The sequence below is a fragment of the Limnohabitans sp. TEGF002 genome (genome assembly GCF_055395845.1).
Window position 1 is genome coordinate 1253032 of record NZ_AP029224.1, and the last position, 18969, is coordinate 1272000.

At 62.2% G+C, this 18969-nt stretch carries 21 protein-coding genes; 15 read left to right on the forward strand and 6 right to left on the reverse strand.

Going from position 1 to position 18969, the window contains the following annotated elements:
- Positions 1 to 2 precede the first annotated feature (2 nt).
- On the reverse strand, positions 3 to 1298 hold the full coding sequence (locus ACZ5SR_RS06300; RefSeq protein ID WP_464450705.1) for a ferredoxin:protochlorophyllide reductase (ATP-dependent) subunit N: 1296 nt from the start codon (positions 1296 to 1298) through the stop codon (positions 3 to 5).
- Positions 1295 to 1804: a 2-vinyl bacteriochlorophyllide hydratase gene (bchF, locus tag ACZ5SR_RS06305; RefSeq protein WP_464450706.1), complete on the reverse strand. Its 510-nt coding sequence runs from the start codon at positions 1802 to 1804 to the stop codon at positions 1295 to 1297. Before bchF ends, ACZ5SR_RS06300 begins: the two co-directional genes overlap by 4 nt.
- Positions 1805 to 2198: 394 nt before the next feature.
- Here bchF and ACZ5SR_RS06310 point away from each other — a divergent pair, with 394 nt between their 5' ends.
- The 9 genes from ACZ5SR_RS06310 (at position 2199) to ACZ5SR_RS06350 (ending at position 10819) form a co-directional block, all read left to right on the forward strand.
- Positions 2199 to 2852: a cobalamin B12-binding domain-containing protein gene (locus ACZ5SR_RS06310; RefSeq protein ID WP_464450707.1), complete on the forward strand. Its 654-nt coding sequence runs from the start codon at positions 2199 to 2201 to the stop codon at positions 2850 to 2852.
- A 131-nt stretch (positions 2853 to 2983) separates the two neighbouring features.
- The gene (gene ppsR, locus ACZ5SR_RS06315) at positions 2984 to 4372 is read left to right on the forward strand and encodes a transcriptional regulator PpsR (RefSeq protein WP_464450708.1); all 1389 of its coding nucleotides are present in this window, start codon (positions 2984 to 2986) and stop codon (positions 4370 to 4372) included.
- 73 nt (positions 4373 to 4445) lie between these two features.
- Positions 4446 to 5402, forward strand: coding sequence for a chlorophyll synthase ChlG (gene chlG / locus ACZ5SR_RS06320; protein WP_464450709.1), 957 nt, complete (start codon positions 4446 to 4448; stop codon positions 5400 to 5402).
- A gap of 8 nt (positions 5403 to 5410) precedes the next feature.
- Positions 5411 to 6769, forward strand: coding sequence for a BCD family MFS transporter (locus ACZ5SR_RS06325; protein ID WP_464450710.1), 1359 nt, complete (start codon positions 5411 to 5413; stop codon positions 6767 to 6769).
- Positions 6766 to 7974: a geranylgeranyl diphosphate reductase gene (locus tag ACZ5SR_RS06330; RefSeq protein ID WP_464450711.1), complete on the forward strand. Its 1209-nt coding sequence runs from the start codon at positions 6766 to 6768 to the stop codon at positions 7972 to 7974. The genes ACZ5SR_RS06325 and ACZ5SR_RS06330 overlap by 4 nt, the downstream gene beginning before the upstream one ends.
- Before the next feature lie 62 nt (positions 7975 to 8036).
- The gene (locus ACZ5SR_RS06335) at positions 8037 to 8216 is read left to right on the forward strand and encodes a hypothetical protein (RefSeq protein ID WP_464450712.1); all 180 of its coding nucleotides are present in this window, start codon (positions 8037 to 8039) and stop codon (positions 8214 to 8216) included.
- A 51-nt stretch (positions 8217 to 8267) separates the two neighbouring features.
- On the forward strand, positions 8268 to 9173 hold the full coding sequence (locus tag ACZ5SR_RS06340) for an alpha/beta fold hydrolase (protein WP_464450713.1): 906 nt from the start codon (positions 8268 to 8270) through the stop codon (positions 9171 to 9173).
- Between the two features lie 58 nt (positions 9174 to 9231).
- Positions 9232 to 9723 (forward strand): TspO/MBR family protein, encoded by a 492-nt coding sequence (locus ACZ5SR_RS06345; protein ID WP_464450714.1) that lies wholly within the window; start codon positions 9232 to 9234, stop codon positions 9721 to 9723.
- A 262-nt stretch (positions 9724 to 9985) separates the two neighbouring features.
- Positions 9986 to 10819 (forward strand): cobalamin B12-binding domain-containing protein, encoded by an 834-nt coding sequence (locus tag ACZ5SR_RS06350; protein WP_464450715.1) that lies wholly within the window; start codon positions 9986 to 9988, stop codon positions 10817 to 10819.
- A gap of 35 nt (positions 10820 to 10854) precedes the next feature.
- On the opposite strand, the gene bchO is transcribed toward ACZ5SR_RS06350, so the two are convergent.
- The 4 genes from bchO to ACZ5SR_RS06370 all read right to left on the reverse strand — a co-directional run bounded on the left by bchO (position 10855) and on the right by ACZ5SR_RS06370 (position 15387).
- Positions 10855 to 11751: an alpha/beta fold hydrolase BchO gene (gene bchO / locus ACZ5SR_RS06355; RefSeq protein WP_464450716.1), complete on the reverse strand. Its 897-nt coding sequence runs from the start codon at positions 11749 to 11751 to the stop codon at positions 10855 to 10857.
- Positions 11752 to 11757: 6 nt separating this feature from the next.
- The gene (locus ACZ5SR_RS06360) at positions 11758 to 13626 is read right to left on the reverse strand and encodes a magnesium chelatase subunit D (protein ID WP_464450717.1); all 1869 of its coding nucleotides are present in this window, start codon (positions 13624 to 13626) and stop codon (positions 11758 to 11760) included.
- Positions 13627 to 13640: 14 nt separating this feature from the next.
- Positions 13641 to 14666 (reverse strand): magnesium chelatase ATPase subunit I, encoded by a 1026-nt coding sequence (gene bchI / locus ACZ5SR_RS06365; RefSeq protein ID WP_464450718.1) that lies wholly within the window; start codon positions 14664 to 14666, stop codon positions 13641 to 13643.
- Between the two features lie 127 nt (positions 14667 to 14793).
- Positions 14794 to 15387, reverse strand: coding sequence for an NnrU family protein (locus tag ACZ5SR_RS06370; RefSeq protein ID WP_464450719.1), 594 nt, complete (start codon positions 15385 to 15387; stop codon positions 14794 to 14796).
- A 193-nt stretch (positions 15388 to 15580) separates the two neighbouring features.
- Here ACZ5SR_RS06370 and ACZ5SR_RS06375 point away from each other — a divergent pair, with 193 nt between their 5' ends.
- The 6 genes from ACZ5SR_RS06375 (at position 15581) to ccmE (ending at position 18961) form a co-directional block, all read left to right on the forward strand.
- Positions 15581 to 15907, forward strand: a complete 327-nt coding sequence (locus ACZ5SR_RS06375) for a high-potential iron-sulfur protein (RefSeq protein WP_464450720.1) — start codon at positions 15581 to 15583, stop codon at positions 15905 to 15907.
- 194 nt (positions 15908 to 16101) lie between these two features.
- Positions 16102 to 16755: a cytochrome c biogenesis heme-transporting ATPase CcmA gene (gene ccmA, locus ACZ5SR_RS06380; protein ID WP_464450721.1), complete on the forward strand. Its 654-nt coding sequence runs from the start codon at positions 16102 to 16104 to the stop codon at positions 16753 to 16755.
- 77 nt (positions 16756 to 16832) lie between these two features.
- Entirely contained in the window at positions 16833 to 17489 is a 657-nt protein-coding gene (ccmB, locus tag ACZ5SR_RS06385) for a heme exporter protein CcmB (RefSeq protein ID WP_464451023.1), read from the forward strand.
- A 10-nt stretch (positions 17490 to 17499) separates the two neighbouring features.
- Positions 17500 to 18267, forward strand: coding sequence for a heme ABC transporter permease CcmC (gene ccmC / locus ACZ5SR_RS06390; protein WP_464450722.1), 768 nt, complete (start codon positions 17500 to 17502; stop codon positions 18265 to 18267).
- Positions 18264 to 18518 carry a heme exporter protein CcmD gene (ccmD, locus tag ACZ5SR_RS06395; protein ID WP_464450723.1) on the forward strand — a complete coding sequence of 85 codons (255 nt, stop codon included), beginning with the start codon at positions 18264 to 18266 and terminating at the stop codon, positions 18516 to 18518. The genes ccmC and ccmD overlap by 4 nt, the downstream gene beginning before the upstream one ends.
- Complete coding sequence (gene ccmE / locus ACZ5SR_RS06400) at positions 18515 to 18961, forward strand: cytochrome c maturation protein CcmE (RefSeq protein WP_464450724.1); 447 nt, start codon at positions 18515 to 18517, stop codon at positions 18959 to 18961. Before ccmD ends, ccmE begins: the two co-directional genes overlap by 4 nt.
- Positions 18962 to 18969: the final 8 nt, after the last annotated feature.

The following is an 18969-nucleotide window of genomic DNA, read 5'->3' on the forward strand; positions in this document are numbered from 1 at the left end:
CTTTATGCGGCCAACTTCAGGCGGCGCTTGAGGGGGCGGCTGAACAAACCGGCCAGATCGGCCGCTTGTTCATAGCCCTGAATGGGGGTGAAGACCAACTCGATGGCCCACTTGGTGGTGATGCCTTGGGCCTCGAGTGGGTTGGCCAGACCCAGGCCACACACCACCAAATCGGGGGCGTCGGCGATGCAGCGGTCCAGCTGCAAGTCCACGTCTTGGCCTTCGCTGATGCGGGTGCCTGCGGGCAGGAGCGCGAGTTCTTCGGCCATGTGCTGGCGGTGCAAGTAGGGCGTGCCCACTTCGACCAAGTCCATGCCGAGTTCGCGGTTCACAAAGCGCGCCAACGGGATTTCGAGCTGTGAGTCGGGGAAGAAAAAGATGCGCTGGCCTTGCAGCATCTGGCGCTGCACGGCCAATGCTTTTTCGGCGCGCTGGCGGGGCGCGGCGGTGGCTTGTTCAAACACCTCGGGGGCCACACCAAACTCGGTCGCTGCCGCTTGCAGCCAAGCGGTTGTGCCTTCTACGCCCAGCGGAAACGGAGCGGGCAAGTGCTGAGCGCCGCGCGACTGCAGGGCGCGGGCGGTGTCGGCCAAAAAGGGCTGGGCCAACAAATAGCGGGTGTTGGGGTCAACCACCGGCATGGCCTGGCTGTTGCGCGGTGGGAAGAAGTTGACTTGCAGACCCATGCGCTCAAACAGGCTGCGCATCTGGTCTTCGACCACGTCGGCCAAGGTGCCCACCACCATCAGGGCAGGGGCTGTGTCGGGGGCACTGGCGGGCAGGCCGGGGACCATGGCCGCAAGACAGGCGTCTTCGCCTTGGGTGAAAGTGGTTTCGATGCCGCTGCCCGAGTAGTTGAGCACACGCACCTTGGGGTGGTGAATTTGGTTTTGGCGTTCGGCCGCGCGCGACAGGTCGAGCTTGATGACTTCAGACGGGCAAGAACCCACCAAGAACAACAAGCGGATGTCGGGGCGGCGCGCCAGCAATTGGCCCACCACGCGGTCGAGTTCTTCGTGCACATCGGCCAAGCCCGCCAAATCGCGCTCGTCGATGATGGCGGTGCCGAAACGGGGCTCGGCAAAAATCATCACACCCGCAGCAGACTGGATCAGGTGGGCACAGGTGCGTGAGCCCACCACCAAAAAGAAGGCGTCTTGGATTTTGCGGTGCATCCAGATGATGCCGGTGAGGCCGCAAAACACCTCGCGCTGGCCGCGTTCGACCAAAGGCACGACGTCGGTGCAACCAGCGGTTGCAGCGGAGGTTTCGGCGCGGATCGGGATGACAGTGCTCATGTGCTGGCCTGTGCGCCCGTATCGGGCAAAGAGGTGGATGAGGGTTGTTTTTGCAGCCGCGCCATGCGCAGTTTGCGGATGTATTGCGCGGCGTTGATGGCGTAGCTGCCATAAGCGGCCAGGGCCAGCATCAGCTGGTCGGTGGGGCTCCACACGCCTTGCCACCAGACCCACAGGTAGGCGGTGTGCAGGGCCAAAACACCCATGCTGACCACGTCTTCCCAATAGAAGGCAGGGGCAAACAGGTACTGGCCAAACACCACTTTTTCCCAGATGGCGCCGGTGATCATGATGGCGTAGAGCGCCAAAGTCTTGATCACCACCGAGGCCAGCGCCCAGTCGGTGTGTTCGCCGGTTTGCAAACTGTTCAACACCAGGTACAGGCTGATGCCGAAAATCAGGAATTGCACCGGGGCCAGCACGCCTTGCACCAGCGTCCAACGGGTCGCGTCACGCCGTGCGCGTTGCGCTGGCGTGTACAAAACCTGGGGGCTGGAATCGGGCATGGGGAACCTTGTGTGAGCGGGGCTTGGCTTTGAATGTAAGTCTGGACATACAGTGTGTCAACATAAATTGACATATATTTTGGATGTCAGGGTTTACACTAAATACAAGACGTTAAAATCGAATCACACTCGGACCTGCGTTCAGTGAGGTCTTTTAAAGGGTCTCTCACCGCGCACTTCTTGCGACGAGCACTCCGAAGCCCCGGAGCCTGCCGCTGGTGTATCCCTCCTGATGATCGGTGCTTGTCATGGCGCAATTCAATCCAGAAACTGCACAGTCCCCGCCCCAGGCCGAGCCCTCTCGCCATGCCTTGCCTGAAGCCATGCGCCAAGGTGCGCCGGTCGGACCCCGTTTGGTGGGGGCACCAGCTTTACTGGCAAGTCGGCACTCGATTTGGCACAAATCCAGATCCTGGCGCAGGCTTGCCTGCAGGGCTTGGACGCAGCGCGGCAAGTGGTGTTTGGCTGGCAGCGCCAGGGTCAGTCGCTGGAGGACATCTATTTGCAAGGCATCACGCCTTGTGCGCGAATGCTGGGGGATTGGTGGTGCTCCGACCGGCTGGATTTCGCCATGACCACCATCGCGTCGGCCCATTTGCAGCAGCTGCTGCACGACTTCAGCAGCGAGTTTTTACAAGAAACGCCCGCGCAGCGCCAACCCTGGAGCTTGCTTTTACTGACCGAGCCGGGCGCTCAGCACAGCATGGGCTTGTTCATGCTCAGCGAATTTTTCAAGCGCGCAGGCTGGCTTGTGACCGTGGGCGTGCCGCAGGATGTGAACGAGTTCAAGCGCCTGTTCCAGTCGGACTGGTTTGACGCGGTGGGCATCTCGGTGAGCACAGACCGCCATCTGGACACTCTGGCCGCCTTGCTGCCCGCGCTACGCGAGGGGTCGGACAACATGGGCTTGCGTGTTTTTGTGGGTGGGCCCATGGCCTTTGTTGCACCGGAGCGTCTTCAGGGTTTGTCTGCCGATGTGCTGGCCGATGACGCGCCTGCCGTGGTGGCTCGTGTGACACAAGCCATGCCTTGTGTGACTGTGAGCTGAAATGGTCCCTTGTGTGCGTTTCATGACATTGAAACTGCAAGGGCAAGCATTTTTCTCCTTATATCAGCCTATACTTGTATGACAAATCCAAGTGTCAACTTCCTGATACTCAAACGCAGTTGGTTTACAACATGAAGCTACCCTCTCTGGACCCCTCCACCTTTTCCCAGTTGCTGGGTGTGGTGTCGGACGTCACCCTGGTCATGGACCTCCAAGGGGTGATCGAGGACGTGTCGACCGGGCGTGACACCTTGGCCGCCTTGGGCTGCCAGGCTTGGGTCGGACGCCGCTGGATCGATACCGTGACCACGGAAAGCCGCATCAAAATCCAGGAAATGCTCCAGTCAAAGGGCACACCCGATCTGATGCGTTGGCGGCATGTGAACCACATGTCGCCCTTGGGCAATGAGGTGGCTTTGCAATATGTGCTTTTGCCGCTGGGGGCTGGCAAATTGCTGGCCTTGGGTCGTGACTTGGAGAGTCTGGCCGAGTTGCAGCGCCGACTGGTTGAAACCCAGCAGTCCATGGAGCGCGATTATTTGCGCTTGCGCCACATCGAGGCGCGCTATCGCGTGCTGTTTGACACCTCGTCCGAGGCGGTGCTGATGGTGGATGCCAGCACCCAGCGCGTTCTGGAGGCCAATGTGGGGGCGCAAGCCCTGCTCAAGGATGCGGGCAAACGCCTGGTGGGGCGCGATGTGCGCGAATGTTTTGAAGGCGACAGCCAGGCAGAGGTGCAGTCTTTGCTGCGCACGGCCTTGGCCACCGGCCGCATTGAAATGTGCTCTGCCCGCGTGGCGGGCTTGCCCTCGGCCTGGACCGTGTCGGCCACGGTGTTCCGCCAAGAGGGCGGGGCGCAGTTTTTGGTCCGTCTGGTCACACGAGAAACCGCTGCAGCGACTTTGCACGATGCCGGGTCTTCGGCGGCTTTGAGCGAAGCCATGGAACGCTTCCCGGATGGCTGGCTGCTGACCGATACCTCGGGCCTGATCAAGAGTGTGAACGAAGAGGGTATGGCTTTGCTGGGTCTGACGGCTTCGTCGCAAGTGGTGGGCCAGAGCATGGAGCGATGGCTGCTGCGCGGTGCGGTGGACTGGGGGGTGCTCAACACCAGCTTGCGTCAGCAGTTGCCTGTGCGCAATTTCGCCACCGAAGTGCGCACCTTGTCGGGCATGACTTTGCCGGTTGAGGTGTCGGCCGTTTACTTGAGTCGCCCTGAGCCGATGTACGCCTTTTTTGTGCGCGACATGGACCGTCGCCTGCAAGGCGGTGCGTCGGTGGCGCAAAGCCAAGCCAATCCCTTTGCTGACTTGTCGCAGCTGGTCGGACGCCGCCCGATCAAGGACATTGTGGGTGAGACGGTGGACACCATCGAGCGCATGTGTATTGAATCGGCCCTGGAGTTGACCCACAACAACCGCGCTTCGGCCGCGGAAATGCTGGGTTTGTCGCGCCAAAGCCTGTACGTCAAGCTGCGTCGCTTTGGCATGGTGGCCGAGGTCGAAGCCGACACGCCTTGAGGGTTGTCACGCTGGATTGACATTAAGTGTCAATCCTAGTTGACATTTTTAGAACTCTCTTCACAATGGGGGCATGGACACCCCACCTTTGGCTCACGCGCCACAGACACAAGCCTCAGCGCCGCCGCTCGGTCGGCCCGCCTTGCGCACGGTGGCCGAATTCCTCAAACCCATCACCTGGTTTCCGCCTATGTGGGCTTTTGCCTGCGGCGTGGTGGCCTCGGGCCAAGACATCGGTGCGAACTGGGCTTTGCTGCTGTTGGGTTTGGTGCTGACGGGCCCACTGGTGTGTGCCAGCAGTCAGGCCGTGAACGACTGGTTTGACCGGCATGTGGATGCCATCAACGAACCGAACCGTCCCATCCCCTCGGGCCGCATGCCCGGACGCTGGGGGCTGGGCATCGCGATTGGCTGGACCGCTTTGTCGCTGATCTGGGCCACGCTCATGGGGCCTTGGGGTTTTGCGGCCTGCGCCTTGGCCATTGCGCTGTCGTGGGCCTACAGCGCGCCGCCCGTACGCCTGAAAAACAACGGCTGGTGGGGCAATGCGGCTTGCGCCCTGAGTTACGAAGGCTTGGCTTGGCTGACCGGCACGGCCGTCATGTTGGGCGGGGCTTGGCCGGGGCCGTACTCGGTGGCGCTGGCGCTGCTCTACAGCGTGGGGGCACACGGCATCATGACGCTCAACGACTTCAAGGCCATTGAGGGCGACCGCCGCATGGGCGTGGCCTCGCTGCCGGTGCAGCTGGGGGCGCACGGCGCAGCACGCATGGCTTGTGTGTTCATGGTGCTGCCTCAAGTGGTGGTGGCGGCTTTGCTGCTGAATTGGCAGTTGCCTTGGCACGCTGCAGCCGTTTTGGCTTTGGCGCTGGCGCAGTGGCCCCTGATGGCCAAGTTTTTGCGTCAGCCCGTGGAGCGCGCCTTGCATGTGTCGGCCTTTGGCGTGCCGCTGTTCGTCAGCGGCATGATGGTCAGCGCCTGGGGCCTGCGCCAGTTGCACGGATTGCAACCCAGTGTGGGGGTTCTATGAACGCGCAGGTGAATGCCTCCGTATTTGGCTGGTTCCAGATCATCCGCCTGGGGCTGATCCAGGCCTGTTTGGGCGCGGTGGTGGTGGTGACCACGTCCACGCTCAACCGCATCATGGTGGTCGAGTTGGCACTGCCCGCCTTGCTGCCGGGTTTTTTGGTGGCTTGGCATTACGCGGTGCAGATGGTGCGCCCGCGCATGGGATTTGGTTCTGACAAGGGGCGACGCAGCACGCCCTGGATGATGGGCGGCATGCTGGTGCTGGGCGTGGGCGGCGTGATGGCCGCTTGGGCCACGGTGTGGATGGCCCAAGAGCCTGTGTACGGCGCTTTGCTGGCTTGGCTGTCCTTCAGCCTGATTGGTTTGGGCGTGAGCGCTTGCGGCACCTCGCTGCTGGCCCTGATGGCCAAGCGCGTGCCCGACGAGCGACGCGCACCGGCTGCTACCACCGTGTGGCTGATGATGATCGTGGGCTTTGCCGTCACTGCCGGTGTGGTGGGCAAGTTGATCGACCCCTACAGCCCACAGGTGCTGTTGCAGGTCTCGGCAGGGCTGAGCTTGCTCACGGCACTCATCACAGCGCTGTGTTTGTGGGGCCTGGAGAAAGACGGCGACCCTAGCGTAGGCGCAGTCCCCAGCATGGGCAACGAGCGCCTGCAAAAGCAAAATTTCAAAGAGGCTTTCCAAGAGGTCTGGGCCGAGCCTGCGGCGCGCACCTTCACCGTGTTTGTGTTCATGTCCATGCTCGCCTACAGCGCGCAGGATTTGATTCTGGAGCCCTTTGCGGGCGCGGTGCACGGCTTCACCCCGGGCCAGACCACGCAGCTGTCGGGCTGGCACCACATGGGCGTGCTGATCGGCATGCTGGCGGTGGCTGGCGCTGGTTCGCGCTGGGTGGCTGGGCGTCTGGGCTCGGTGCAGGCCTGGATGGTGGGCGGCTGCCTGGTGTCGGCGCTGGCCACGGTGGGTTTGGTCAGCTCGGCCTTGTCGGCCGATTGGCCGCTCAAGGCCAATGTGGTCTTCCTCGGTGTGGCCAATGGCGCGTTTTCCATCGCGGCCATCGCCACCATGATGCGCCTGGCTGGCGAAGGCGGCGCGGGCCGCGAAGGCACACGCATGGGTTTGTGGGGCGCGGCGCAAGCGGCGGCCTTTGGCTTGGGTGGATTGCTGGGCACTGCGGCCAGCGACCTGGCCCATGCCTTGTTGGGTGAACAGCGCACGGCCTATGCGGCCGTGTTTGGCATGCAAGCGCTCATGTTTGCGGTCTCGGCAGCGGTGGCTTCGCGCCTGCGCACCGGCCCTGCAACGCAGCGAGCGCCTTTGCGTTTTGACGGTCCCGTATTGCTCAAAGGTGGGTCAAGCTCATGAACCAAACCGATTACGACTTTGTGGTGGTGGGCGGAGGGCCTTCGGGTGCCACTGCCGCACACGATTTGGTGCGCCAAGGCTGGCGCGTCTTGCTGCTCGACCGCCAGGGGCGCACCAAACCCTGCGGCGGCGCGATACCGCCGCGCCTGATCCAGGACTTCGACATCCCCGACCACCTGCTGGTGGCCAAGGTGCGCTGCGCCCGCATGATCTCGCCCACCGACAACAAAGTTGACATCCCGATCGACAACGGCTTTGTGGGCATGGTGGACCGCGACGAGTTTGACGAGTATTTGCGCGAACGTGCCGCCCAGTCGGGTGCGGTGCGCTGTCAGGCGATTTTTGACAAGCTGCAGCACGACGACAGCGGTCAGTTGTGGGTGCACTACACCCCGGTCACGCCCAAAGAGCATTCGGCCGCTGAGCATGCCCAACCGGTCAAAGTGTCCACCCGCATGGTGGTGGGGGCCGATGGGGCGCGCTCAGAAGTGGCGCGCCAGGCCATTCCCAACGCGCACAAAACCAAATATGTTTTTGCTTACCACGAGATCATCGAGTCGCCCGTGGGGCAGCCCGGCTACGACGCGGCGCGATGCGATGTGTATTACCAAGGCGAGGTGTCGCCCGACTTTTACGGTTGGGTCTTTCCGCACGGCAAGACCATGAGCGTGGGCATGGGCAGCGCCGACAAGGGTTATTCGCTGCGCAGCGCCACGGCCCGTTTGCGCGAAATTGCGGGTCTGACCCACGCACCCACTTTGCGCCGCGAAGGCGCGCCCATCCCGCTCAAACCCTTGCCTCAATGGGACAACGGCCGCGACGTGGTGGTGATCGGTGACGCCGCTGGTGTGGTGGCCCCGTCGTCGGGCGAGGGCATTTACTACGCCATGGACTGCGCCCGCCGCGTGGCCCAAGCTGCACACATGGCCCTCAAAACCGGCAACAGCGCTTGCCTGAAACAAGGCCGCAAGAGCTTCATGAAGCAGCACGGCCGCGTGTTCTGGATCTTGGGCGTGATGCAGTACTTCTGGTACCAAAACGACAAACGCCGCGAAAAGTTCGTCAAGATCTGCGAAGACCGCGACGTGCAGCGCCTGACCTTTGAGTCCTACATGAACAAGGAACTGGCGCGCAAGGACCCGATGGCCCATGTGCGGATTTTCCTGAAGGACATGGCGCACCTGCTGGGCTTGGCACGAACCTGATGCCTTGGCCTGTCCCAATTTGATCCCATCAAAAAAACCGATTTTTGCTCAGGAGTGCGAACATGCAGCCTTCATGGATGGCCACGATTTTCTTGCTCATGACGGGCTTGTGCGGGGCTGCTTATTGGTGGCTGGACCGGAAAATGCTGCGGCTGTCTGACACCTTGCGCGACACCTACAAATTGGGCTTGATGATCATCTACGGTTTGCAAATGGTGTTGCTGCTGATGTTTGCCATTTGACAGGGCCCGGTCCGCGCACGCGGACCGCGATACATGAAAAGGCTTTCGGTCATGCTGACCCTGACGACGCTGAGTGTTTTGACGGTGTTGTTGTTTGGGCTGTGGACGCCTGACTTGCCGCGCGCCGATTTGGAAGCACGGTACCTGGAGGCTCCTGCTGATCTGCGCACGGTGGGGCCATGGCGTTTGCATGTGCGTGACAGCGGCCCCCGGCAGGCGCCTGTTGTTGTTTTGCTGCATGGCTTTGGCGCCAGCTTGCAAACCTGGGATGCTTGGGCCCGGGGTCTGAGCGAAACCCATCGCGTGATCCGTCTGGATTTGCCCGGCAGCGGCCTGAGTCCGCCCGATCCTGAGCACGACTACACCGACGCACGCAGCCTTCAGTTGCTGCGCAGTTTGCTGGACGAATTGGGTGTGTCAAGCGCTACCCTGGTGGGTCATTCGATGGGAGGACGCATCGCCTGGACTTTTGCCGCCCAACACCCCGAGCGCACCGACAAACTGGTGTTGATTGCGCCCGATGGCTTTGCCAGCGAAGGCTTTGAATATGGCAAACCCATGGATGTGCCCTTCAGCTTGAGCTTGATGCGCCAAGTGCTGCCCAAACCCCTGCTGCGCATGAGCCTCAAATCTGCTTACGCGAAGCCCGAGAGCCTGACCGATGCGCTGACCACCCGTTACCACGAGCTGTTGCTCGCGCCCGGTGCACGCCAGGCCATGCTGGACCGCTTGAAGCAAACCGTGTTGCAAGAGCCAGGACCTATGCTGCGTCAGATCAAGGCCCCCACATTGTTGGTGTGGGGGGAGGCTGATGCCATGATTCCAGCCAGCAATGCGCGCGATTACCTCCAAGCGATTGTCGGCAGCCGTCTGTTTTTATACCCTGGTGTGGGGCATTTGCCGCACGAAGAAGCGTCAGAGGTCTCGCTCAAGGCTTTGGTCGATTTTTTGCGCTGAAACCTTTGGCGCGTCAGGGCAAAAGGACCGCGGCCTGAAGTCAAGGACAATGCCGCGCATGGATAAAAAAGCATGGATCCGGTTGGCCTTGGCCTTTTTGCTGAGCTACACCACGGCAGGTATCGGCGCAGCCCTGACCGAGCTGGGGCCTTGGTACTTTGCCTTGCGCCACCCGGACTGGAAACCGCCAGACGCTGCCTTTGGCGTGATTTGGAGCACCATCTTCACCTTGTGTGCCATCAGTGCTTGGCTGGCTTGGCAAGCGGCCGACACCCCCGCGCTGCGCCGCCGCGTGGCCTGGTTGTTTGGCGTGAATGCCGTGCTCAACATCGTCTGGAGTGCACTTTACTTCAAGTTGCAACGCCCAGACTGGGCGCTGTTGGAGGTGGTGTTTTTGTGGCTGTCCATCGTGGCCTTGATGGTGGGCCTTTGGCGCTTGTCGCGTTGGGCCAGTTTGCTGCTCATCACTTATTGGGTGTGGGTCAGCATTGCCGCCGTACTGAACCTTCAAACCGTTCAACTCAACGGCCCTTTTGTCGGTATTTGGTGACAACACGGCCGCAAACGGCTTTGACCATTTCTTCAAAGTGGTCTTCTCTTGTGGACGCTTTTCGCTAGGCAAGCACGAATTTTGGTGCTCAAAAAGGCTTTCAAGACCTGTCAAGCCTAGGGTTTCTCATGCTTGTAGAGCTTGGTTAAAAATTTTATAAAGTCATTTGCAGCTGCGAACCGGCATGCTATGTTGCTGGCGGATCAACGCCCCGGTTTTTACCTTCCTCAAGGGTGACACGCTCATGCTGCAAGGAACGCTCATGTCTGGGTTCAACAACTCGGGTGGTCACTCAAATGCTTACCAGCCCATGGCCAGTCAGCAGGACGACTGCAAGGACTCTCTGTTGGCAGTGATCGAACAGCAGATCATTCCCCGATTGCTCAATGTGCACCAGTTATTTCCTGCCAAGGTCCAAGCCTTGCGCGAGCAGGATGTGCTGTCGGAGCAGCCGGAGTTTCTGGTTTTCACGCAGCACTGCCTGAGCGGGGATACCCGCCAAGCCAACGAAATCGTCAATGCTCTCGTGGCCAGGGGCTTGGCGCACGACCGTATTTTTCTAGAACTGATCACACCGGCAGCTCGCCATCTGGGGGTTTTATGGGAGCAAGACTTGTGTGATTTCACCCAGGTCACTTGCGGTTTGGCGATGATGCACCAGATGATTTACCGACTGGGCTACGAGTCACCGGCCGGGCCCAGCATGGAGGGTGAACGCGAACGGATCATGCTGGCCTGTGCACCAGGTTCTCAGCATTTCCTCGGTCTGACGATCGTGGCCGACTTTTTCAGGCAGGCTGGTGCCGAGGTGGTGCTGGAGATTTCCTCCACAGAATCAGAGCTGCTGAGGGCCGTGGCCAACGAGTGGTTTGATGTGGTGGGTATTTCGGTTGCCATTCAGGCGCAATTGCAGACTTTGCCTGAGCTGATTCGGCATTTGCGGGTCAGTTCGGGCAATCCGAAGGTCCGGGTGGTTTTGGGTGGACCTATTTTCCTTATGCAGGAATGTACAGCTCAGGATCTGGGTGCGGACGCCATCTTCACCGATGCGCGAGAGGCTGTGGATGCGCTCAAGCACTTGGGCCGAGCCAGCTGAATTCAGCAAACGGCCCAAGGGCAGCCAGTGCCTGTTTAACCTTGCGCGCACCAGCGCAGGATGAGCTCAGCCGTACCTTGAGGCTCCTGTTCATGCGCCAGATGGCCTAGGCCAGGCTGGATGAGTTGCCTCGCCTGAGGCAACAGCCGGCAGGCCGCGTCGGCTAAAGAGGGCGGCACGGTCAGGTCTTGCGCACCGATGTGCATGCACACCGGGTTGCGGATCTCGTGCAGGCGCGCGGCCAGTGGCTTAAGACGCCACGCCGCCATCATTGACAGCACGCCGTGCACATGGCCCGAGTCGCTCAGCACGCGGGTGTACAAATCCAAGCCCTGTGCATCCAGCGTGGAGCCGGTGCGACTCAGCCATTCGGCCACTGCGCCCGGTTTGGCCGCCAGTTTGGCGGTGGCCCAAGCCGACAGGGGGTTGAGGGCCGCGAGTTTGGCCGCTGGGCCAAACAACCAAGAGGCCACGCCGGGCAGCGGTAACCACGCTGGGTTGAGGCCAATCAGGGTGCTGCGCGACGCGCTCTCAAAGTGCAGTGCCATGTGCGCGGCAATGGCCGCACCGGCCGAGTGACCCACGATGACCTGGGGCGTGAGATTGAGCTGGAGCAGGAGTGCCCGCAGGCCTTCGGCCATGCCGGGCAGCGACAGTGCGCCTTCAGGCCCCCGGCTGGTGAATGCGTGGCCGGGCAGGTCGGGCGCGACCACCGTGAAGTGCTCGGCCAGCGCAGGCAGCAAGCCGCGCCAACTGAAATTACCCGAGCCGGTGCCGTGCAAGAGCAGCATGCAGGGGCCTTGGCCCATCTGTTGCACATGCCACTGGATGCCGCCCGCCTGCACCATACGGCTGTGCTGCGCGTGTGGCCAAAGCTTGGACTGGGTTTGGTGGTCGGCCCAAGCCATGCCTGGGTAGAAGCGGTCAAACATGGCCGATCAGACCTGCGGACTGCGCACGCGCTCGATCGCGCTGGCCATGCGCTGCGACTGCACCTGCGGCATGGGCAGGTAGCTTGCGCCCATGGTGCTGGCCAGTTGCTGCGCTTGTGCGTCGGGCTGCATGGAGGTGTCGATCCACAAGGCGCGGTGGCCGCTGGCACGCCATTGCTGGCCCCAGCTTTGCGCATCGCTTTGCGCCTGTGCACGGCCGCCCAAGCCTTGCAGCGTGACGTTGGCGCGCCCGTCGCTCAGCACCACCAAGATGGGTGTGACGCCTTGGCGCTGCAATTGCGCCGCTTGTTCGTGCGCCATTTTGAGGGCCAGGGCCAGCGGCGTGCCACCACCGCCAGGCAGGCCTGTCATGGCGCGTTTGGCGCGCACCAGTGAGCGTGTGGCAGGCAGCAACAACTGCGCCTGTGCACCCCGAAAGGCCACGATGCACACGCTGTCACGCCGGGCATACGACTGCTGCAGCAGCAACTCGACCGCGCCTTTGGCTTCGGCCAGGCGTTGCAGCGCGGCCGAGCCGGAGGCGTCGAGCGCCAGGATCAGGCAGCTGGAGGCGCGCTGCTGGTAGCGCTGGATGTGAAAGTCTTCGGCGCGAATCGCCACGCGGCCGGATCTGTGCGCTTGCCGCAAGCGCTGCTTGGGCGCGGCGGCGCGCAAGGTGGCCAGCACATGTAGGCGCGCCTGACCGCCGGGGCGGCCTGGGCGTGGCGGCAGGGGGCGGCCGCGTTGCGATCCTGCGCGGGTCTGGCCACTGCGCCCGGATGTGTTGAGGCTGGTCGCGCCTTGGCGCGTCATCAACGCGTCGAGCATGTGCGGTGGCAAACTGGCCAAGGCCGCAGCGACCATCATTTCTTGCAGGTCTTCGGCACTGGGCTCTGGAGGTGGACTGGGGTCCTTGTTTTTTTCCGCGTCGTCGTCGGGCGCTTCGTCGGCGTTTTCTGGAGGTTCTGGCGGCTGTGATGGCGGCTCTTGTGGTGACGTCACGTCTTCCTGTGGCGCAGGTTCTGCCTCTTGTGCAGAAGGCTCGGCGGGCCACTGTGTGGCGCGCGGCGCGAGCACGCAGCGCGCGGCAAAGCCCAGATCGTCCGCCTCCAGCGCCTGGCGCCCGTTCAGTGCCGCATGCGCGCAGGCCAGGCGCAGCGCTAGGCTGGGCACGCGCAAAGAGCCGATGCCTAGGCCCAGTGCCGCTGCGCAAAGCGCTTGCATCTGGTCGTCGCTGGCTTGTACTTGAGCCAGCTGCTCGCGGGCGCGGGCCAGAGCGCCGGGGCTCAGCCGCAGGTGCAGGCCCTCGGTGTGGGCATCGGTCCAGTCCGCGTGGATGTCGCTGGGCGAGAGCTCGTGCAGGTCCAGCCACACACCCAAGCGCTCGGCCAAGGCCGCGCCCACGCCCGGTTCGTCGGGCAAAGATTCGTCGAGCGCCACCACGCCAAAGCGGGTGAGTGTGGGTGCTGCGTTGTGGCTTTTGGGCGGCACCTGGCCTTGCTCCAAGGCTTGCACCAAAGGCGCGAGCAGGGCGGGTGACAGGCGCTCTGCCATGGGCAGGCACACCAAGCCTTGGTCGGCTTGTTGCAGCAACCCCGCTTGCATGTACAGTTGGCCGGTTTGCAGGGTGTGGGCCAGGTTGATGCCGCCCAGCAGCCGCTCGCTGTCCACCGAGCCGGGCACTTTAACGAGGCTCAAGCCCAGATCGGTCAACGCTTGCAGCCAGCGCTCGCGCACCGGGCCGTGCGGCGCGCGCAGGCACACGCCGCCAAAACCATGGGGGTCGATTTGCAGCAGTTGCAGCGCCGTCAGCGCATCGTGCCAGCGCTCCACTGGGTCAGAGGCTGCTTGTTGTGGCGTGGACTCGCGGATCATGCGCGCAGGCCCTTTCAGGCGGCCAGCACTTCTTGCACGCTGCGCTGGACGCGTGCGCCCGAGTCGGTGTCGTCCAGCGGGTTGCGCCGCAGCCGGTGGCGCAAGGCCAGCGGTGCCATGCTTTGCAGATGTTCGGGCTTGACGGCCTTGTGGCCTTGCAGCGCGGCATAGGCCCGGGTGGCGCGCAACAGCGTGAGTTCTGCGCGCAGGCCGTCGGTGCCCAGTTGTTGGCAGAGGCGTGCGCACAGCATCAGCATGTCGTCGCTCACTTCCACTTGGTCCAGCAGCTCACGCGCTTTGAGGATGCGTTTTTGCAGCTTCTGGTTGTCCTTGTGCCACAGCGTCTTGAAGGCGGCGGGGTCTTTGTCGAAGGCGTCACGGCGCTTGATGATGCTCACGCGCAGCGCCAAGTCTTGCGGCGTGCGCACCTGCACCGACAAGCCAAAACGGTCCAGCAGTTGCGGGCGCAGCTCGCCTTCTTCGGGGTTGCCGCTGCCCACCAGCACAAAGCGGGCGGGGTGGCGCACGCTCAGGCCTTCGCGCTCGACCAGGTTTTCGCCCGAGGCGGCCACGTCGATCAACAGGTCCACCAAATGGTCGTCCAGCAGGTTGACCTCGTCAATGTACAAAAAGCCCCGGTGTGCTTGTGCCAGCAGTCCGGGGGCGAAAGATTTGACGCCTTGCGACAAGGCTTTTTCCAGATCGAGTGCGCCGACCACGCGGTCTTCGGTCGCGCCCAAAGGCAGGTCCACCACGGCCACGCTCTGACGCTCGGTCGTGACTTTGCTTTTCTGGTCTCGGACTTGGCAGACTGGGCAGCTGCCTGCGGGTTTGGCCGGGTCGCAGCGGTAAGGGCAGCCTTTGACCACCTGGATAGGCGGCAGCAGGTCGGCCAGCGCACGCACGGCGGTGGATTTGCCGGTGCCCCGATCACCCAGGACGAGCACGCCGCCAATGGATGGGTCCACCGCCACCACCTGGATGGCGAGGGTCATTTCATCTTGACCAACGATGGCCGCGAAAGGGAAGGTCAATGCCATGGGGCGTTCCGCAAAACTGTTCTCAGCACATCATCCAAAAGACACGGCAAAGTGTCAAGTTAAATTTACACTTGATGTCAGAATTTTACGTGCACGCTTCGGGGGCCGGGCCACTTCGCAAGACCCGTTAGCCACCCGCCCGTGTGAAGGGCATCACACCGACCAGCCAAACGTGCAAGCCACCCATCAGAAAAGCCGCCCATACGCCGGTGCCCACCACCACTGCCAGCAAAGTTCCCAGCAGTTTGCCTTCGGGCGCAGTGTGCATGCTCATGCGGTCACGCTTGCGGGCGGCGCGGAACACCAGCACAGACCAGACCAGGAAGCCGCCGAACAAGAGCACATCGGCCAAGTTGCCGTTGGACAACAAATGGCCGAGCGACCAGACCTTGACCGACAAGGTCATGGGATGGCGCAGTTTTGCCTTGATTTGGTTACCTGGCACATAACTGGCCACCAGCAGGACCATGGCCACCCACATCAGCAAAATCGTGGCGTGCTGCATGCCGCGAGGTGGCGTCCACAGCACCAACGGATCGAGGCGCGCTTGGCCGTAGCCTTGCACCAGCAGGTAAAGACCGAGCACGGCAATTGCTGCATAAACCGCCTTGAAGCCGAGCGTACCCCAGCGGGCTAGGCCGTTTTGGCGCATCTGCGGGGCCAGGCTTTGCAGTGAGTGAATGCCCAAAAAGAGCACCAAGCCTATTAGCAGTTGCAGCATGTCAAAACCTTTGTAGAAGAGGTGTGGATGTGTGCCGCATTCTGACATGGGCATGTCCAACATGGTTGACATTCATAAACCAAGGCTTTCCTGTGTGTTTTGCTCAAGTATCTCGGGTTACATGACAAAGTGACTGAAGTGGCGCACAATGAACCGTCCAGTAATTTTTGACATACCCTTCGAGGAGTCCTGCATGTCACGTTTCACATCCACACTTTCCACCCGCCGCGTCTTCATGATGCAAGTGGCCACCGCTGCCACCGCCGTCATGGCCGTTAGCGAGGCATCCGCCCAAGCCATGGTCGATGAAAAAGACCCGCAAGCTGCGGGTCTGGCTTACAAAGCCGACGCCACCAAGGTTGACAAAGCCAAGAACCCCAAGTTCGCTGCGGGTTCCAACTGCGCCAACTGCGCTTTGTTCCAAGCCAAAGCCGGTGCGGCAGCGGGCGGTTGCCCCTTGTTTGCAGGCAAGCAAGTGGCCGCCAAGGGCTGGTGCTCGGCTTGGGCCAAAAAGGCCTGATGCACGAGGCAAAGGCAGGTCAAGACCTGCTGAGACCTCTAAAAACCGCCTTCGGGCGGTTTTTTTACGGCTATTTCCAGCCTCAAACTCAGGGCATACCCTGATTTACCGGTCTGAATCAAGGCTTTCAATACACAAAGTGTCAATCTATCGTTACACTTTGTTTTGTCTTCAACCGACCGGAAAGCCTTTTTATGGCGTCTTGGGTGCTCACTGCGATGGACCTCGCCTGCCAAAAGGCCCAGCGGACCTTATTCGAAGGCGTGAGCTTTTCCGTGCCTGCGGGCAGTTGGCTGCACATCGAAGGCGGCAACGGCTGCGGCAAGACCAGTTTGCTGCGCATCCTGTGCGGCCTGTCTCCGGCGGCACGCGGTCAGGTGTTGTGGCCTTCTTCCTCGCACTCCCCAATTTCGCGCCCAGACCGTTCGGTGCTGCATTACATCGGACACGCCTTGGGCCTCAAGCCCGACCTCACCGCTTGTGAAAACCTGTGCGCGGATGCCCAAGTCAGTGGCTTGGCGCTCAGCCGCGAGCAGGCGGTGCAAGCGCTGGCCGCCCAAGGCCTGCAAAGCCGTGCCCACTTGCCCGTGCGAGTGTTGTCGCAAGGCCAGCGGCAAGGTGTGGCTTTGGCGCGTTTGCGCACCAGCCCGGCGCGGCTGTGGATATTGGACGAACCCTTGGTGGGCCTGGACGCGCAGGCCACCGCCACGGCCCGCGCCTTGCTGCAGTCGCATGTGGACGCGGGTGGCGCGGTGGTCATGACCAGCCACCACGATGTGGGCCTGCAAGGACCGGGTGCGCGTCTGCAATTGGGTCGAGAGACTGGCCGTGAGGCGGGCCACACATGAACACTCCAGCCATGAGCGTTCCTGTGCCAGCGCATCCGCACCCGAACCCGCAGCCATTGCCCAACCCCTGGCAGGCCATGGGCGGCGTGTTGCTCCGCGACCTGCGCCTGGCCTTTCGGCGCAAGGCCGAGTGGTTGGGGGCGGTGTTTTTCTTTGTGTTGGTGGCGGCCTTGTTTCCGCTGGCCATTGGCCCCGAGCCGAACACGTTGCGCCTGATCGGGCCAGGGGTGTTGTGGGTGGCGGCTTTGCTGGCCAGCATGCTGAGCCTGGGCCGTTTGTTTGAGGCCGACCACCAAGACGGCAGCCTGGAGCAGATGGCTTTGTCGGCCGCGCCCCTGTCCTGGCTGGTGTCGGCCAAGGTGGCGGCGCACTGGTTGATCGCGGGTCTGCCTTTGGTGCTGCTGTCGCCGCTCTTGGGTTTGCAGTACGGCTTGAGTTCAGAGGCGCTGGCCATGCTGGCCTTGACCTTGTTGATCGGCACGCCGGTCTTGTCCTTGCTGGGCGCGATTGGCGCGGCCCTCACCTTGGGGGTGCGCGGCGGTGGCGTGCTGCAGTCGCTGTTGCTCTTGCCTTTGTATGTGCCGGTGCTGGTGTTTGGCGCGGGTGCGGTCGATGCGCAGCTGCGTGGCCTCGGCGCGCAAGCCCATGTGTCGGTGTTGCTGGCTTTGTTGTTGGCAGCGGCCGCGTTCAGCCCTTGGGCAAGCGCTGCGGCTTTACGCCTGGCATTGGAATGAAGGACCCGACATGAAGCTGTTCCATTACGCCGCACCGCAACACTTTTACCCATTGGCTGGGCGCCTGTGGCCTGTGCTGGCGTTGCTGGCCACGGCGCTGGCCTTGGCGGGCTTGTGGGTGGGTTTCATGGTCGCGCCGTCTGATGCGCAACAGGGCCAAGCCTACCGCATCATTTACATCCATGTGCCGGTGTCCTGGATGGCCATGGTCATTTACCTGGCCATGGCGTTTTGGAGCGTGTTGGGTCTGGTGTTCAACACGCGCTTGTCGGGTTTGATGACGAGGGCGCTCGCACCCACTGGTGCTTTGCTCGCGTTTTTGTCGCTGTGGACCGGGGCTTTGTGGGGCAAGCCGATGTGGGGCACCTATTGGGTGTGGGACGCGCGGCTGACCTCGATGCTGATCTTGCTGTTTTTGTATTTGGGCTACATCGCCTTGACCTCGGCCATCGAAGACCCGCGCCGCTCCGACAAGGCAGGCGCCTTGGTCGCGGTGGTGGGGGCGGTGAACGTGCCCATCATTTACTTCTCGGTCAAATGGTGGAACACCTTGCACCAGGGTGCATCGGTGTCGCTGACGCAGTCGCCGCGCATGGCCAGCATCATGCTGAGCGGCATGCTGCTGATGAGCTTGGCGATTTGGTTGTACGCGGCGGCCATCGCTTTGTGGCGCGTGCGCAGTTTGATTTTGGAACGCGACAGCCACGCGGCTTGGGTGCAGCAACTGCCCGAAGTGCTGGTGCACCGCGCGCAACGCGCATTGAGAGGTGCCGCATGATTTGGCAAAGCGCTGCTGAGTTTTGGGCCATGGGCGGCTATGGCGTGTATGTGTGGGGCAGCATGGGCGTGAGCGCGGCCTTGCTGGCTTTGGAGGTGGCGCTGGCACGCATGGGCCGCAGGCAAGCGCTGGACGCGGTGTGCGAAGCCATGGACGCACAGGCCCTGGATGCCGAAACTTCAGTCGGTGCTAAGGCTTTTCCCGCTGAGACATCCCGCGCCCCACATTTTTCTCAAGGAACTGCGACATGAAAAGCCGCCACAAACGAGGTCTTGGCATCGGGCTGGGTGTGCTGTTGTTGTGCGGCGCAGCCTATTTCGTGCTCAATGCGTTTCAAAGCAACCTGGTGTTTTTCTTCACGCCCACACAAGTGGCAGCGGGTGAAGCGCCCAAAGAGGGGCACTTTCGGGTCGGGGGTTTGGTCAAGGCTGGCAGCATCCAGCGCGATGGCATGGCGGTGGCCTTTGTGGTGACCGACACGCAGCGCGAAGTGCCGGTGCGCTATGTGGGCCTGCTGCCCGATTTGTTCAAAGAAGGTAAGGGCGTGGTGGCGCAAGGCCGACTGGACGCGGGCCAGATGTTCGTGGCCAGCGAAGTGCTGGCCAAGCACGATGAAAACTACATGCCGCCCGAAGCCCAGCACGCGCTGGACGAAGCGGCCAAGGCCCGAATGGGCGCGGCGGTGGTGCGGTGAAGCGCACT

Coding starts and splice junctions, on each gene's coding strand:
- bchF (WP_464450706.1), bottom strand. CDS start 1,804: ATGCCCGATTCCAGCCCCCAGGTTTTGTACACGCCAGCGCAACGCGCA.
- ACZ5SR_RS06340 (WP_464450713.1), top strand. CDS start 8,268: ATGCTGACCCTGACGACGCTGAGTGTTTTGACGGTGTTGTTGTTTGGG.
- chlG (WP_464450709.1), top strand. CDS start 4,446: ATGGACACCCCACCTTTGGCTCACGCGCCACAGACACAAGCCTCAGCG.
- ACZ5SR_RS06370 (WP_464450719.1), bottom strand. CDS start 15,387: ATGCTGCAACTGCTAATAGGCTTGGTGCTCTTTTTGGGCATTCACTCA.
- ccmA (WP_464450721.1), top strand. CDS start 16,102: ATGGCGTCTTGGGTGCTCACTGCGATGGACCTCGCCTGCCAAAAGGCC.
- bchI (WP_464450718.1), bottom strand. CDS start 14,666: ATGGCATTGACCTTCCCTTTCGCGGCCATCGTTGGTCAAGATGAAATG.
- ppsR (WP_464450708.1), top strand. CDS start 2,984: ATGAAGCTACCCTCTCTGGACCCCTCCACCTTTTCCCAGTTGCTGGGT.
- bchO (WP_464450716.1), bottom strand. CDS start 11,751: ATGTTTGACCGCTTCTACCCAGGCATGGCTTGGGCCGACCACCAAACC.
- ccmB (WP_464451023.1), top strand. CDS start 16,833: ATGGGCGGCGTGTTGCTCCGCGACCTGCGCCTGGCCTTTCGGCGCAAG.
- ACZ5SR_RS06335 (WP_464450712.1), top strand. CDS start 8,037: ATGCAGCCTTCATGGATGGCCACGATTTTCTTGCTCATGACGGGCTTG.
- ccmE (WP_464450724.1), top strand. CDS start 18,515: ATGAAAAGCCGCCACAAACGAGGTCTTGGCATCGGGCTGGGTGTGCTG.
- ACZ5SR_RS06375 (WP_464450720.1), top strand. CDS start 15,581: ATGTCACGTTTCACATCCACACTTTCCACCCGCCGCGTCTTCATGATG.
- ccmC (WP_464450722.1), top strand. CDS start 17,500: ATGAAGCTGTTCCATTACGCCGCACCGCAACACTTTTACCCATTGGCT.
- ACZ5SR_RS06350 (WP_464450715.1), top strand. CDS start 9,986: ATGTCTGGGTTCAACAACTCGGGTGGTCACTCAAATGCTTACCAGCCC.
- ACZ5SR_RS06330 (WP_464450711.1), top strand. CDS start 6,766: ATGAACCAAACCGATTACGACTTTGTGGTGGTGGGCGGAGGGCCTTCG.
- ccmD (WP_464450723.1), top strand. CDS start 18,264: ATGATTTGGCAAAGCGCTGCTGAGTTTTGGGCCATGGGCGGCTATGGC.
- ACZ5SR_RS06345 (WP_464450714.1), top strand. CDS start 9,232: ATGGATAAAAAAGCATGGATCCGGTTGGCCTTGGCCTTTTTGCTGAGC.
- ACZ5SR_RS06300 (WP_464450705.1), bottom strand. CDS start 1,298: ATGAGCACTGTCATCCCGATCCGCGCCGAAACCTCCGCTGCAACCGCT.
- ACZ5SR_RS06360 (WP_464450717.1), bottom strand. CDS start 13,626: ATGATCCGCGAGTCCACGCCACAACAAGCAGCCTCTGACCCAGTGGAG.